The organism is Pseudomonas sp. AF32 (assembly GCF_022342325.2).
Taxonomy (GTDB): Bacteria; Pseudomonadota; Gammaproteobacteria; order Pseudomonadales; family Pseudomonadaceae; genus Aquipseudomonas; species Aquipseudomonas uvaldensis.
In genome coordinates this window covers 60,704-75,399 of the sequence record NZ_RQJK02000002.1, presented here as the reverse complement: position 1 = coordinate 75,399, position 14,696 = coordinate 60,704, and the positions used below count along the sequence as shown (strand labels likewise).

The window sequence follows — 14,696 nt, the reverse complement described above, 5'->3', positions numbered from 1 at the left end:
CGATAGCAGTACATCAGTCACTTAACCGCTGACTGACACACCGCTATCGCGAGCAGGCTCGCTCCCACAATGGTTTTGGGGTGGGCTAAAGGTTGCGATCAATTACCCTGCGATAGAACAACCACTCATGCTCCAGCGCATGGGCCTGGTTCGCCGCCTTGCGAAAGCCGTGGCGTTCGTCCGGATAGTAATGCGCTTCGACCGTAACGCCGTTGCCTTCCAGCGCCTTGACCATTTCCCGGGTCTGCTGCGGTACGACCACCGCGTCCAATTCCCCCTGGAAAAAAATTACCGGTGAACGGATTTGCCCGGCGTGGAGCAGCGGTGTGCGAGCGTGGTAGCGTTCGGCGTCCCGCTGCGGATCGCCAATCAACCAGTCGAGGTAATCGCCTTCGAATTTATGCGTGGCGCGGCCCAGGGCGACCGGGTCGCTGACGCCGTAGAGGCTGGCGCCGGCACGGAAGACGTCATGGAACGCCAAGGCGCAAAGGGTTGTGTACCCGCCGGCACTGCCGCCGCGGATGAACGCAGCCTGGCCATCGACCAGGCCCTGCTCATCCAGATAGGCGACTACTGCGCAGGCATCCTCGACATCCACCACACCCCACTTCAAATGCAGCGCCTGGCGATATGCCCGTCCATAGCCGCTACTGCCTCGATAATTGAGATCTGCGACTGCAAAGCCACGCTGGGTCCAGTACTGGATACGCGGATCGAACAGGGGATAGCAGGCCGAGGTCGGTCCGCCGTGGATGAATACCACCAGCGGCGGTTTCGTCTCGGAGGGCCGGGTTGGATAAAAGAAACCATGGACTTCACCCGAAGCGCTGGGATAGCGCAGTGTTCGGGGACGGCTGATCTGATCGGCGGATAACGGCGCCACTCCACCGGCCAACACGACTGCTTCATGACTCTGCCGGCTGATCGCAATGACTGCCGAGGGGCTGACCGGCGAGGCGGCGATGGCGTAGATGAACCGATCGTCCAACGCCAGGCTGCGAAACCGGGTGTAGGTACCGGTGAATTCTTCGTTGTCGCCGCCGCGGCGCAGGCCCAGCCGTCCGAAGCCCGCTTCGGTCCAGCTGGCCAGATAACTGTTTGCGTCCAATGGCAGCCAGGTTCGGCCGCCCAGTTGCCAGGGCGCAGGCGCGTGATCGGCTTCGGCGCAGGGCAGCGGTGCCAGGCCGTGACCCGACTCAACCCACGGCTGCCAGTAACCGCCACGGTCAGTCAGGCAATACAGGCGATTGGCATGATCGAAACGCGGCTGCTGGATGGATTCCTCTTCAGCACTGCCCGCCACACAACGCGGTTCACCCCAACCTGACGCGTTGCGCTCGGCCAGCATCAACCGCGTGGCTGTCCACGGCTGATGGGGACGGCTCCACTCCACCCAGGTCAGTCGCTGGCCATCCGGGCTCAAGGTCGGCGAAGCATAGAAGTCGGCGCCTTCGGCCAGCACCTGCCGGCGATGATCCGCCAGACTGATCGACACCAGGCGATGCTGATTGGCCTCTTCCTCAACCGCCAGTACCTGCCCGGCGACATACCCCAGATCCCCGTATCGACAAGTGCCTGAAGTGAGCGCGACAGGCGCTCCACCGGACAGTGGCTGGTGGTGCAACTGCTGGTCCGCTTCGTTGACGAACAGGATGCCGTCGTCGCTCAGGCAAAACGATCCACCGCCATATTCATAGACCCGGCTGCGGGCGCTGAACCCGTCCGGGGTCATGCATCGGGCCTGGCCGTCCGTCCAGTGCCAGATCCGACACGCACCGTCTTCGGGGCGATATTCATTCCAGAACAGGCCAAGCGGGCCAAGGTGCAGCTCGGCGAAATCGATGCCCGCGGCAACGGCCTCGGTGGCGCTGAGCGGTTCAACCCTTGGCGATGAGGCGTGAGTTTCGTTCATTGCGAAAGGCCAGTTGCTCAATGGTTTGCGTGGCGTGCTCGGCGTCTTCGCGAGCCTGGATAATTACAGCGTGATGTTCGGATTTGCTGCACACCGGGTCGGCATTGCTGGCGTCGCCCGTGAGCATGAACGCCTGGCAGCGGCAGCCGCCGAAATCCTGCTCTTTTTCATCGCAGGAACGGCATGGCTCGGGCATCCAGTCATAGCCGCGAAAGCGATTGAAGCCGAACGAGTCGTACCAGATGTGTTGCATGCTGTGGTCGCGCACGTTGGGAAATTGCACCGGCATCTGCCGGGCACCGTGACAGGGCAGCGCCGTGCCATCCGGCGTGACGGTCAGAAAGAGGCTGCCCCAGCCATTCATGCAGGCCTTGGGGCGTTCTTCATAGTAATCCGGCGTCACGAAGATCAGCTTGCAGGGGTTGCCCTCGGCTTCCAACCGCGCGCGATATTCGTTGGTGATGCGCTCGGCGCGCTCCAGTTGTTCCCGGGTGGGCAACAACCCGACGCGGTTGAGCTGCGCCCAGCCATAGAACTGGCAGGTGGCGAGTTCGACGAAATCGGCCTCCAGGGCGATGCACAGCTCGATGATGCGGTCGATCTTGTCGATGTTGTGCCGATGGGTGACAAAATTCAGCACCATCGGATAGCCGTGGGCCTTGACTGCCCGAGCCATTTCCAGCTTCTGCGCAAAGGCTTTCTTCGAGCCGGCCAGCAGGTTGTTCACCTGCTCGTCGCTGGCCTGGAAGCTGATCTGGATATGATCCAGGCCGGCGTTCTTGAAGTCGCTGATTTTCTGCTCGGTCAAGCCGATGCCGGAGGTGATCAGGTTGGTATAGAACCCCAGTCTGCGCGCCTCACCGATCAGTTCGGCCAGGTCCTGGCGCACCAGTGGCTCGCCGCCGGAAAAACCCAACTGCGCTGCGCCCATTTCCCGGGCTTCGCGAAAGACCTTGAACCACTGCTCGGTGTTCAGCTCCTGACCTTGCTCGGCGAAGTCCAGCGGGTTGGAGCAATACGGGCATTGCAGCGGGCAGCGATAAGTCAACTCGGCCAGCAGCCAAAGCGGCAGGCCGATCGCCGGTTTTTCAGGTAAGGGTGATCCAGTGCTCTGCACGGGCGACCTCCATGAACTGCTCGATGTCGTCACCGAGTTCCGGCACGTCGGGAAACTGTTTACCCAACTCGCCGATGATGGCCGCGACATCCCGTTCGCCATCGATCAGGCCACCGATCAGCGCAGCGCTGTCGTTGAGCTTGATCATGCCTTCAGGATAGAGCAGCACGTGGCCCTTCTGTGCCGGTTCGTACTGGAAGCGATAGCCGGGGCGCCAGCGAGGGGTTTTGCTGCGGTCGAAGCTCATAAACTGATCCCTTTGTGCCACACCCGTTCCCCGGTCACGCTGTGATAGGGCGGGCGATTCAATTCGTAGGCCATGCTCATGGCATCGAGCATGCTCCAGAGAATGTCCAGTTTGAACTGGAGAATCTCCAGCATGCGCTCCTGCCCGGCGCGGGTGGTGTAGTGCTGCAAGGTGATGGCCAGTCCATGCTCCACATCGCGACGGGCCTGGCTCAGGCGGGTGCGGAAGTATTCGTAGCCGGCCGGGTCGATCCAAGGGTAATGCTGCGGCCAGCTGTCCAGGCGCGACTGGTGGATCTGCGGGGCGAACAGCTCGGTCAGCGAGCTGCTGGCGGCTTCCTGCCAACTGGCGCGGCGGGCGAAGTTGACATACGCATCCACCGCGAAACGCACACCGGGCAACACCAGTTCCTGGGAGCGCAGTTGATCGGGGTCCAACCCCACCGCCTGGCCCAGCCTCAGCCATGCCTCGATGCCGCCGTCTTCGCCAGGAGCACCGTCGTGGTCGAGCAGGCGCTGGATCCACTCCCGGCGGATTTCCCGGTCCGGGCAATTGGCCAGGATCGCGGCGTCCTTGAGCGGGATGTTCACCTGATAGTAAAAGCGGTTCGCGACCCAGCCCTGAATCTGCTCGCGAGTGGCACGGCCTTCATACATCGCCACGTGATATGGGTGATGGATGTGGTAATACGCACCCTTGGCACGCAGGGCCGCTTCGAACTCGGCGGGGGACAGGGGGGTGTCGGTCATGTTGGTTCTCCGGGCGATTCCCGCGGGTTCTGTGGTGTCGGGGGCGGCCCCATCGCGAGCAGGCTCGCTCCTACAAGGGGTTGTGGTGCATGAAATATCCAGTGTCACTCGGACCATTGTGGGAGCGAGCCTGCTCGCGATGAGGCCAGCCCCAGCCAGCACTGACTCACCCCCACAATCATCCCACCCTTGCTACAACTCAATACTCATTCCGTCGTAAGCCACTTCAATCTTCCGGCGTACCAGCTCCGCCCGTTCCGGCGAGTCTTCGTCCAGGATCGGGTTGGTGTTGTTGATGTGGATAAGCACCTTACGTGGCTCGGGCAGTTGCTCCAGTACTTCGAGCATGCCGCCGGGGCCGTTTTGCGCCAGATGCCCCATCTCCCGGCCAGTACGGGTGCCGACACCACGACGCTGCATTTCATCGTCATCCCACATCGTGCCGTCCACCAGCAGACAATCGCTGTCGGCCATGATCTCCAGCAACGGCCCGTCGACCTTGCCCAGGCCAGGCGCATAGAACAGCTTGCCGCCGGAGCGCAGGTCCTCGACGATCAGCCCGATGTTGTCGCCGGGGTGTGGATCGAAGCGGTGCGGTGAATAGGGCGGCGCGGCGCTGCGCAGCGGCAGCGGGGTGAAGCGCAGGTTCGGGCAGGCGGGGATGGTGAAGCTCTGGTCGAGTTCGATGCGGTTCCAGTTCAGCCCGCCGTTCCAGTGGGTCAGCATGTTGAACAGCGGAAAACCGGTACTCAGGTCTTCATGGACCATGTCGGTGCACCAGACTTGATGCGGGCAACCTTCGCGCAGGCTGAGCAGGCCGGTGGTGTGGTCGATCTGGCTGTCCATGAGGATGACGGCGCCGATACCGGTGTCCCTCAGGGCCCGGCCCGGTTGCATCGGGGCGAACCCCTGAAGTTGGGCGCGGATGTCCGGGGAGGCATTGCACAACACCCAGCTCACACCGTCATCGGAGATCGCGATGGACGACTGGGTACGGGCCTGGGCCCGCAGGCTGCCGTCGCGAAACCCGGCGCAATTGGCGCAATTGCAGTTCCACTGAGGGAAACCGCCGCCGGCGGCGGAACCTAGAATCTGGACAAACATGGCCGCTCCATCTGCAAACCGAAATAAAAAACGCCCCGGCTGACCGAGGCGTTTGCTGCGCGTTCAACCGCCTGCAGCAATTAACGGTTGGCGAAGTACATGGTGACTTCGAAACCGATACGCAGGTCGATATATGCGGGTTTGGACCAGGACATGGAAATACTCCTTTGGTTGGGGTGGGACAGGTGAGATCTATACATTTAGTCCACCTCCATTCGGAGATGTTCAGATGCTTAGGCGGCTATGTTACTAAATCTGACATTTTCGTTCGCGGCGATTCTTTGAGAAAGCTCATTGCAGCGGTTGTAACGATCGTGGTGCCGCTTGCCAGCGTCCTTGCGGACAAGGGCCGTTGCTCAAGCAATGACGCCCACCTTCGGCATCGATCAAACGCCGGGCGGCGGTCAGCAGTTGCTCTCTGTTTATCTGTCCGATGGCGCCGGACAACTGCTGGAGATAATCGCATGGCCTTCCAGCCAGTTTCCCCTGCCAGAGCAGTTCGGCCGCTTGGGCGCAGGGCAGGACATGGCCCTGGAATTGTGCTGACAGAGCCCGCTGCTGACTGCACAAAGTCGAATCGTCGGTCTGTCGGATCAGATCCGTCAGCCCCTCCAGGAACTGTTCGATGTGGGCGACCAGTTGAGGCGCCGGGATATCGGGAGATTGGACGCCGAACAGCAGGCCTGTTTGTCCATTGATCTGTTTCAAGCCGCTGAACACTGCATAACCCAATTGCAGCTCCACCCGCAGGCGCTGGTAAAACGGGGTCTGACAGAGCTGTGCCAACAGCCGCCAGGAGGCCTCGTCGGACAGCTCTGTGGTGGGTGTCGGACAAAACAGCAATACGGCCTGTTCGTCGCCCTCGGTCTGAAGCCGGTTCCAGGTCCATTGCATGTTTGGTCGCGTGGATTCGGCCGGGTGCCCTGCAATGCCCGGGACCCGAGCCAGTGCCGGGCCCATGGCCGCCTGGGTGGCCGCCGACAGGCCCAAGGCCAATCCGTCCCATTGGGCTGTGGACCAAAGGGTGGCATCGGGCGTTGGCATCGTCGTTGGGTGCGAGTGGTGTAAGCCGCGATCAGCCAGTGCCTTGAGTAACTGTCGAATCGGCATCAACGGCGTTTCGCTTTCCGCTTGGGACGGAGGCAACGGCTGTTCCAGCTTCGCCAGCACGTGCTCAAGAACCCGCGGCATGGGCGCTTGTAAGCCGGTCAGTTTCAACAGGCACTGGTCACTGCCGGTTTCGAAAGTGACGTCCACGCCTGCCTGACTGGCGTCCTCATGCAGATCCTGAAAATGTCGCTCGAGCCTGGTTTGAAGGCCGCCTGGCGCTTGCCCCGCCAAACGCCAGCGCAGGTATATCGCTCCTTCACGGGCGTGATCGGGCAGTGCCTGGCTGAACTGCATGGGCGAGCGTTCGCGACGACTGCGGGAGCGGTCCTGGGCGAAGGTGCGCAAACCCCGGTGGGCGCTGGTCTGGCCGCGTATCAGCCCGGCACGGGGAGGTTCGCCGGGTGTTTGCAGGAAAGGATTGGGCGCGGGCAGTTGCCATGTTCCCGTGACGTGCTCAGCAGGTTGCATCTGATTGAGAATTTCCCTGAGCCGTGCGAGGTCGTTTTCCGACAGCGATGCTTCTCGCCCTTCGTTGTCCCGGCGGGCGAGTTGCAAAGCCGTGGCGATCTCCTGTCGGCGACGCAGCACGGCTGTGAACTCATCGCGCAAGGGCGCCCAGTCATCCTGGGCGGCGAAAAATCCCAACCAGTCGTGTAACAGCGGCCGGATACGTTCCATCGCTTGTTCGTTTTCCAGCTTGAATTCAATGTGCAGCAGCGCCTGCCTTGCAAACGCGTAAAGCGGCGTGGCCTTGAGGCTGTCGACCAGGCCAAGCTGGCGCAACGTGGCGAGCAGTCCCCCAGCTTTGCTGGAGTTCATCCATGTGCAGAGAAAGTCCATGGCTTGAGGCGAGGCGACCGGCAATTGTTCGAAGGTGAACAGCAGATCGAGGCGAGCCTTGCCGACCTGTTGATAACTGGCTGCTGGCGAGGCCATCAGCTTCGACGGCGATGGCCTGACAACGGTTTGCCCCTGGGGCAGGTTGCCAGCGAAACGTTCAACCAGTGTCTTGAGTTCGTCGATGCGCTGCGGGCCCGCCAGGCTCAGGGTCATTTGGCCGCTCTGATAGAACTGTCGGTAAAAATCCCTCAGCGCTGTCTGGAATTCAGGCTGTTGCACGGCGAGGCTGTCTCGATTGCCGGCATGGAAGCCTCGCAATGGATGGGCGGCCGATAATCCTTCGTACAAGGCAACCTGCCGCTGGGCCGTCACGTTCTGGGACCAGGCAACGAATTCCGCGTGCAGCACTTCCCGCTCCCTTGACTGATCGGCTTCATCCAGGCGCGGATGGGCGAGCATGTCCGCCAGCCGGTCCAGCCCGTCGGCGAGGGCGGTGGGTGGCAACTCGAAGAAGAAATCCGTGGTGCGCTCGCTGGTGCGAGCATTGATCTGGCCGCCGTGGTGTTGCACATAGGCCATCAGGTTTTGTTTTGCAGGAAACCGCTCTGTACCGAGGAAGAAAAGATGCTCGAGAAAGTGCGCCATTCCCGGCCAGGCCTGCGGTGCGTCATGACTACCGACCGCCACTCGCAACACGGCGGCGCTACGCTTGAGATCGGGGGCATGACGCAGCGTCACCTGCAAACCGTTAGCCAGGGTTTCAGTATGAGGGTGGAGGGTGTCGGGGGCCGGCATGAGCGCTTCCAGGGCAGAGAAGCGCTCATGCTCGGATAAGGTCAACGTTTGTGCAAGTCGCCATAAAGCTCGGGGCGACGGTCATGCAGGTAGTTGTAGGCCTCGCGGGAGGCCTGTATCGACTGCCTATCCAGCTCGCCCACGATCAAGGCCTCATCCAGCCCGGCAAGCGCGGGGCGGCTGCCGTCCGGTGCGGCGATGCTGCTTTGACCGCAGTACAACAACTCACCTTCATGACCGCAATAATTGGCGTACGCCACAAAACATTGGTTCTCGATGGCCCGGGCGCGCACGGTGACATCGGCGATGAACTCGTAGGGCTGCATGTTGGCGGTCGGCACCAGGATCAACTCGGCACCGGCCAGGGCCAGGCGCCGGGCGTTTTCCGGGAATTCCAGGTCGTAGCAGATCAGGAATCCAAGTTTCCAACCGTTGAGCTCGACAATCGGCAGCGCCGAATCACCGGCGCTGAACATCGCGTGGTCGAGATCGCCAAACAGATGACTTTTGCGATAGTTGGCGAGGCGTTCCCCCTCGGCATCGATCAGTTGCACCGAATTGTAAATCTGCCCGTCTTCGCTGCGTTCGGGATAGCCATAGAGAATCGCCAGGCCGGCCGCCTTGGCAATGCGGCCGATCTGCTGTGCCCATTCGCCGTTGTAGACCTCGGCCAATACATTCACCGCGTCGACGCCGATGTTGTAGCCGGTCAGGAACATTTCCGGCAGTACCAGCACATCGGCGCCCCTGGCCTCCAACGCCACCCGGTGCAGGCGTTGCAGATTGGCAGCCGGATCCAGTGGCAGCGGTGGGCATTGGTAAAGGGCTACGCGCATCGACAACTCCTTTTATTCGGGCCGCTTATTCAGGCAGTGCGATCGGACCGATCTCGTGGAACACATCACCTGGACCCGGGTTCTCGGGGTGAGTTTCACCGCCGAAGTGTTTCATGATTCCCCACACGGCATTGAGCGAGGTCTGTACCGCGCCTTCAACCCAGGCCGGTGTCCATGAGACGTCGTCGCCCGCGATAAAGATCCCTCGTTGTTCGGCCGGCATGTCGTCCTGCATGAAATGCGCGTACATGCGTTGGTTATAGCGATAGTGGCCGGGCAGGGCGCCCTTGAATGCGCCGAGGAAATGCGGGTCGGCTTCCCAGGATACGGTGATCGGGTCGCCGATGATCCGCGCGGCGATGTCCACCTTGGGGTAAATCTTCTTCAGGGCATCCAGTGCCAGCTTCACGCGTTTTTCCACTGGGTGCGGCAGCATTTTCAGCGCATCGCTCATCCACGAGTACGACAGGCAGATGACCCCCGGCTTGTCATCGCCGTTATCGAACAGGTAAGTGCCACGGGTCAGGCGGTCGGTCAGGGTCATGCTCATCAGGTCGCGACCGGTTTCCGGGTCCTTGTCTTTCCAGAACGGCCGGTCGACCATCACGAAGGTCTTGGACGATTGCATGTAGCGGGTGCGGTCCAGGGCCATCCACATCTTTTGCGAGAACAGCGCTTCCTCACATTCGATCTGGGTGGTCAGCAGCCAGCTTTGGCAAGTGACCAGAACGGCGGCATATTCGCGTGTGTTATCCCATACGTCCGTCACGCTGAACTGGCCATTGTCGGCACGTGCGATGCGTTTTACACCGCTGCGGGGAGCGCCGAGGTGCAGCGAACTCAGGCTGGTGCCTTCCGGCCAGTGCGCACACCGCTCCGGCACGTGTTTCCAGATGCCGTGGGGCACCTGTTCGACACCGCCGACCACCAAGTGTTGATGATCGTCGCAATTGGTCATCACCACACGGAAAATTTCCAGCATAGAGTTGGGAAAGTCCGAGTCCCATCCGCCGGTGCCGAAACCGACCTGGCCGAATATTTCGCGGTGCTGGAAAGAGAGTTTGGCGAACGCCTTGGAAGTGGCGACAAAATCGTAGAAAGTGCGGTCATCCCACAGGGGGACGAGGGTATTCCACAGTTCCTTGAGGCGAGGCACGTCGCGGTCGCGAATCGCCTGCTGGATCTCGCTGAAGCGCGAGCGGTCCTCCAGCGCATCGGCCCAGGCATCCGCCACTTCCTGGAACAGGGCCGGCAGATCCGCCATCTTCTCGGCGTAGTAGGTCTGGCCTTCCAGATCGATGACGGTGCTGCCCGAGGCGGGGGTCAACGGGTTGGGAAAGGGCTTGGTCTCCAGGCCCAGCTTGTCAACGTAGTGATAGAACGCCGTGGACGACACCGGAAAGCGCATGCCCCCCAACTCGGCGACGATGCCTTCGGCACCATTGAACGCCTGTGAGCGCAGGCGTCCGCCCATCTTCGACGCCTCGTAGACCACCGGCTTGAGGCCCAGCTTCATCAATTCGTACGCCGCCACCAGCCCGGCGATCCCGGCGCCGACAATTGCCACTTCGGCACCATGGTTATGAGCCGGAATGGTGCCCAGGCCCGCCGGATGCTCGATCCAGTCATCAAAGGCGAAAGGAAAATCCGGCCCGAAAATGGTGATGGGCTTTTTGCCGTTTGCGGGGTGGCGATTGTTCTTGTTCATGGCTGACCTTGATGGCGACTCGACGCGGCACTCGCGTCTGAGTATAGGAAAGATGCCGGTCATTCTAGAGAGCGTGAAACACGTTAATAAGATGCAATGTGTCGTCGTTTTGATTGGATATATGTCATTTAGACAAATGCTGCGCTCAAAATGACGAATTCGGCCCTTGTGGGAGCGAGCCTGCTCGCTTCCACAGGGGGGGTGTGCAATGCAGATCTCTAGACCGGCTGACCCCGATCAATCTTGCCGCTGAGAATGATCGAGGTGGTGGTCTTCTCCGCGCCGTCCACGCTACCGATCTGGGTTTGCCGTAGAGGGTTGAGCTCTGCCAGAAAAGACCTTTAACAATTGCCGGTACGCTCAGGGTATCCAGGCAGACGTTGTAGCTTCTAAGGTTATTCCCTTGAGGTTATATATCCTGGATGGCATATTGAATGAAATGGGATGTTGAATACACCGACGAATTTGAGGTGTGGTGGAACCGTCTCAGTGAATCTGAACAGGATTCTGTGCAGGTCTCGGTGATGCTGCTTGGCGATACCGGACCGCATCTCGGTTTTCCTCATACCAGCGATATAAAAGGTTCGCGTCATGGTTGCCTTCGTGAGTTACGGGTGCAACATGCAGGCCGGCCATATCGTGTGCTTTACGCGTTTGATCCTCGTCGCTGTGCCATTCTGCTCCTCGGTGGGGATAAAACTGGTCAGGACCGTTGGTATCAGGAACATGTGCCTTTGGCTGAACGTCTCTATGACGAGCATTTGAAAGTTTTGAAAAGAGAGGGCTTTGATAATGGCTAAGAAGTTTGCCGATCTGGTGGCGCGCCGTTCACCTGATTCCCAAGCTCGCACGCAGGCTTTGTATCAGAAATTGCGTGCAGAAATGCCGTTACACGAATTGCGACAGGCGCAGGAACTGAGTCAGGACGCCTTGGCCAAGACCCTGCATATCAACCAGGCAGCGGTCTCGAAAATGGAGCGTCGTACCGATATGTATATCAGCACGTTGCGCAACTACATTCGTGCCATGGGGGGGGAGCTGGAGATTATCGCCACTTTTCCGGATGGGCAGGTCAGGATCGAGAACTTTTCCCATCAGACCGGCTGACCCCGATCAATCTTGCTGCTGAGAATGATCGAGGTGGTGGTCTTCTCCACGCCGTCCACGCTACCGATCTGGTCCAGCAACTGGTCCAATTGTTCCGGCGAATCGGTACGCAGCCAGGCCACATAATCGAATTCGCCACTGACCGCACATAACTGCTGGACCTGGGCCATGGCGCTCAACCGGCGCAGCACGTCCTTGCCGGAGCGCGGCTGGACCTTGATGCCGACGTAGGCCTGCAGACCACCATCGATCACGCGCTGCCCCAGGCGCACGCCATATCCGGTAATAATCTTGGCTTTTTCCAGTCGTGCCAGGCGCGAGGTCACGGTGGTACGGGCGATGCCCAACTGGCGGGCAAGCATGGCGACGCTTTCCCGGGCGTTTATCTGCAGGGCCGCGATCAATTGGCGGTCGATTTCGTCAAGGACGGGAGGGCGGGTGTCAGCCAAGGTGAACTCCGGCGCAGGCATCGTGGCGGGCATGTTACAGGCTCCGCCGCTCGAAATAGTCAACGGAAGGTAACGTCAACGCTCGCCAGGCAGGAGCCAGGTGCGTTTGCGAAGCCCTGAGCCAGAAACCGTCCTGGCAAATCAGTTGTTCGGCCGGCAATTTCAGCAACAGATCCAGGGCGAACGCGCGCAGCGAACCCTGATCATCATCATCATCATCATCATCTTCGGCTTCCCAGTCTCGCTCGAAACAGCGTACATGCACGTACTTTTCATCGAACCCCTCGAACAGCGGGCGGTTGCCCAGCCATTGGGAGTGCACCCGTAAAGTGTGTTCCTGGACATCGAGTAACAGTAGCTGCCAGCCCCGGTAGTTTCCGCAGAGCTCTGTCGCATCCGTAGCCATACGGGTCAGGGCGAGGTAGCGGCTGTCCGCTGACCAGACCATCGAGGGTGCCAGATCACTCAAGGCACAGCCAGATGCCGTCAGGAGATAACCGCCGAGTCGCGGCGTATCGGGCCGTACCCAACTGTCTGCATATTCAGTCTCGCTGCCGAACAACCAGGCGGCGTCCTGATGATCGGGGGCGGGCTGGATGAAGTCGCCGTCGGCGTTGGCTACTTGCGGACGATCCACTTGGCGCCAGGGAGCAACGCGGTAGAGTTGTGAGTCTGTCACTTGCAGCTCAACCGTGTCGTAGAACAGCCGGGAGCGTCCGTTGGGGTGAAAGAACGCAGGGTCGCTGCCGATTGGCGGCGCCGGAATGTTGAAGCGTTGCAGTGCGCTGCTTTCCAGGCCCTCGTCGAGCGCGCCGGCAACGACGGCCAGGCTCAGGCAGCCATCGCGAAAATCGAGGACTCGGGCCGTCCACATATCAGGGCCCTCCCACAGGCGGCGGTGTTCCACGTCGACCACCACCGCACGTGTGGCTAAAGGCATCGAATCCGTGAAGGGCAACAACGCCAGATAGCGCCCGCAATCGGAGACGCGATGGTCCAGCAACCAGCGTCCCGGTAATTTCCAGTCGCCGATTTCGCAGCGGTAGGCCCCGAGGCCGTCATGGCTGTCAGCCAGCCAGACCAGATGAGCACGGACACCGCCCAGCATCGGCTGCGTCTCGATGAATGAGTCGCCTCGCCGGCCCAGGCTGTCGAGGGGCATTGCGATACTCATGCGGGTCAACTGAAACTCAGCGACCTGCATGCGCCCTTCGGCGTTATGGCCTGCCTGGATTTCGGTGTCGCTGTGGATGCTTTCGAGGCGGTAGCCATAACGACCGCTGCTGGGTCGTGGATAGTCGAGGTACGAGGCGATATGCACGTGCTGCTCGTCAAGGCTCAACAATTCGTGCCAATAGAAGGAAGGCTCCGCGTCGCTTTTCACCCAGGGAGAGGGAAGGGCACGCCAGCCGCTGTCGACATGCCACAACCAGTAGCGGTCGTCCCTCGGATGACCGGACTGCTCCTGGGCCTGACACACCAGGGCGCGCTGGTCAGTGCTCCATATCACCGGTGTATCGGCTGCCATCGTCAGGCCGGACGGCTGTTCATTGATACTGACCGTATAGCGCGGTGAACTCAGCGGCTCCAACGGCTGGGGCAGGTCCCGGAAAGTCGTGGGCAGCGATAGCTCGCCCCGCAGACATTGCAGGCCATCCGCAGAGCGCCGTTCGAAAGTTTGCGGAACATGCGCTGGATACCAACCGGGCTCCAGCCACAGGTCGACGACCGCCACCAGATCGACGACGTTGGCCGTTTGTAACAGTTCATCGAGCTGGCCCTGACGTGCGCTGTTGTCCACCAGCGGACTGTGGCGGCCGCTCAACCCGTTGAGATCCAGCGTATCCAGTTCCCAGAACTCGCTGTTTTCGCAGCGGTATACCCGGCGCTTTTGACGATCGAGCAGCACCAGTCCCCAGCTCTGCCGGGACGGCACAGGCGCGGCGAAATACCGTCCGTCATCAGAAAACACGGCAGAAGAACCCAGGCCTTGCAGAAGCACGCCATCGGGGAACAGATAGTCGCAATAGGTCGGTCCACCCATTGCGATTTCCCCGTGATTGAACACCCTGATCGGCTCCCCTTCAGGGGTCAGTTGCGGCTCGGATCCACCCCAGGCGCTGGGTCCTTTGACGGGATCCGTAACCAGGCCAAGGCGTCGCTCCCATTTGCTGACACATGCGAGCCCGCCAATGATGGCGACAATTGCCATCAGGATGCCCCACCATTCGGGCAATGCCCTCCCCAGGCTGAACCCCAGGCCAAACACAGCGCCGATCATCAACCGGGCACAGCCCCGAGCCAGCGATAAAAAGCCCAGGCGCGCCGCAAGCCACATTAACAGGCCAAAGAGCAACACCGCTGTTAACGCCAGCGGAGGAGGCAGCACCGTGACGAAAAAGGCGGGCACCAGCAGGATGCCGAGCTGCCAGAACAAGTCGAGGAACAGGCGGGGGAGGCTGGGGGTAGGGCTGGCGATGATGGGCGTCTCGTTGAAGATGGGTGCAATAGGCCGAAGAAGTGCAGCGGCTACCCTCGCAGAAACGCGAAAGCCGCGCAATGCGCGGCTTGGTCGGATTATTGATCTGAGTGTAGGGGTATCCGCGCTGATATTCCGCAGGTCTGCTATACACTACATCGGATAGCATTTGTTACATATACAGAACATGGATTATGTTCTTATCGTGAAACGACTTGCTCAGCGGATCCGCTCAGATGGTCC

At 60.7% G+C, this 14,696-nt stretch carries 13 protein-coding genes and 1 pseudogene; 2 read left to right on the top strand and 12 right to left on the bottom strand.

Annotated elements, in window-relative coordinates:
• Nucleotides 1-85: 85 nt before the first annotated feature.
• The 10 genes and pseudogenes from EGM97_RS02595 to EGM97_RS02550 all read right to left on the bottom strand — a co-directional run.
• Nucleotides 86-1,912, bottom strand: coding sequence for an alpha/beta hydrolase family protein (locus EGM97_RS02595; protein WP_238962367.1), 1,827 nt, complete (start codon nucleotides 1,910-1,912; stop codon nucleotides 86-88).
• The gene (gene pqqE, locus EGM97_RS02590) at nucleotides 1,878-3,029 is read right to left on the bottom strand and encodes a pyrroloquinoline quinone biosynthesis protein PqqE (RefSeq protein WP_053156303.1); all 1,152 of its coding nucleotides are present in this window, start codon (nucleotides 3,027-3,029) and stop codon (nucleotides 1,878-1,880) included. The genes EGM97_RS02595 and pqqE overlap by 35 nt, the downstream gene beginning before the upstream one ends.
• Nucleotides 3,001-3,276 carry a pyrroloquinoline quinone biosynthesis peptide chaperone PqqD gene (gene pqqD / locus EGM97_RS02585; protein ID WP_053156306.1) on the bottom strand — a complete coding sequence of 92 codons (276 nt, stop codon included), beginning with the start codon at nucleotides 3,274-3,276 and terminating at the stop codon, nucleotides 3,001-3,003. Before pqqD ends, pqqE begins: the two co-directional genes overlap by 29 nt.
• Complete coding sequence (gene pqqC, locus EGM97_RS02580) at nucleotides 3,273-4,025, bottom strand: pyrroloquinoline-quinone synthase PqqC (protein ID WP_238962366.1); 753 nt, start codon at nucleotides 4,023-4,025, stop codon at nucleotides 3,273-3,275. The genes pqqD and pqqC overlap by 4 nt, the downstream gene beginning before the upstream one ends.
• A 192-nt stretch (nucleotides 4,026-4,217) precedes the next feature.
• Nucleotides 4,218-5,129 carry a pyrroloquinoline quinone biosynthesis protein PqqB gene (pqqB, locus tag EGM97_RS02575; RefSeq protein ID WP_238962365.1) on the bottom strand — a complete coding sequence of 304 codons (912 nt, stop codon included), beginning with the start codon at nucleotides 5,127-5,129 and terminating at the stop codon, nucleotides 4,218-4,220.
• Between the two features lie 80 nt (nucleotides 5,130-5,209).
• Nucleotides 5,210-5,284: a pyrroloquinoline quinone precursor peptide PqqA gene (gene pqqA, locus EGM97_RS02570; protein ID WP_053156473.1), complete on the bottom strand. Its 75-nt coding sequence runs from the start codon at nucleotides 5,282-5,284 to the stop codon at nucleotides 5,210-5,212.
• A gap of 136 nt (nucleotides 5,285-5,420) precedes the next feature.
• Entirely contained in the window at nucleotides 5,421-7,874 is a 2,454-nt protein-coding gene (gene pqqF, locus EGM97_RS02565; RefSeq protein WP_238962364.1) for a pyrroloquinoline quinone biosynthesis protein PqqF, read from the bottom strand.
• 41 nt (nucleotides 7,875-7,915) lie between these two features.
• On the bottom strand, nucleotides 7,916-8,710 hold the full coding sequence (locus EGM97_RS02560) for a carbon-nitrogen hydrolase family protein (protein ID WP_238962363.1): 795 nt from the start codon (nucleotides 8,708-8,710) through the stop codon (nucleotides 7,916-7,918).
• Nucleotides 8,711-8,735: 25 nt separating this feature from the next.
• Nucleotides 8,736-10,418 (bottom strand): flavin monoamine oxidase family protein, encoded by a 1,683-nt coding sequence (locus tag EGM97_RS02555; RefSeq protein WP_053156321.1) that lies wholly within the window; start codon nucleotides 10,416-10,418, stop codon nucleotides 8,736-8,738.
• A 218-nt stretch (nucleotides 10,419-10,636) separates the two neighbouring features.
• Nucleotides 10,637-10,720: pseudogene (locus tag EGM97_RS02550) on the bottom strand (AsnC family transcriptional regulator); the annotation flags it as partial.
• Nucleotides 10,721-10,852: 132 nt separating this feature from the next.
• Here EGM97_RS02550 and EGM97_RS02545 point away from each other — a divergent pair.
• Together EGM97_RS02545 and EGM97_RS02540 are read left to right on the top strand one after the other, a co-directional pair.
• On the top strand, nucleotides 10,853-11,218 hold the full coding sequence (locus tag EGM97_RS02545) for a type II toxin-antitoxin system RelE/ParE family toxin (RefSeq protein WP_238962362.1): 366 nt from the start codon (nucleotides 10,853-10,855) through the stop codon (nucleotides 11,216-11,218).
• Nucleotides 11,211-11,525: an XRE family transcriptional regulator gene (locus EGM97_RS02540; RefSeq protein WP_238962361.1), complete on the top strand. Its 315-nt coding sequence runs from the start codon at nucleotides 11,211-11,213 to the stop codon at nucleotides 11,523-11,525. The genes EGM97_RS02545 and EGM97_RS02540 overlap by 8 nt, the downstream gene beginning before the upstream one ends.
• Here the strand turns inward: EGM97_RS02540 and EGM97_RS02535 are convergent.
• Complete coding sequence (locus tag EGM97_RS02535) at nucleotides 11,513-11,974, bottom strand: Lrp/AsnC family transcriptional regulator (protein WP_238962392.1); 462 nt, start codon at nucleotides 11,972-11,974, stop codon at nucleotides 11,513-11,515. The genes EGM97_RS02540 and EGM97_RS02535 overlap by 13 nt on opposite strands.
• A gap of 34 nt (nucleotides 11,975-12,008) precedes the next feature.
• Nucleotides 12,009-14,411, bottom strand: coding sequence for a DUF308 domain-containing protein (locus tag EGM97_RS02530; RefSeq protein WP_275300613.1), 2,403 nt, complete (start codon nucleotides 14,409-14,411; stop codon nucleotides 12,009-12,011).
• Nucleotides 14,412-14,696: the final 285 nt, after the last annotated feature.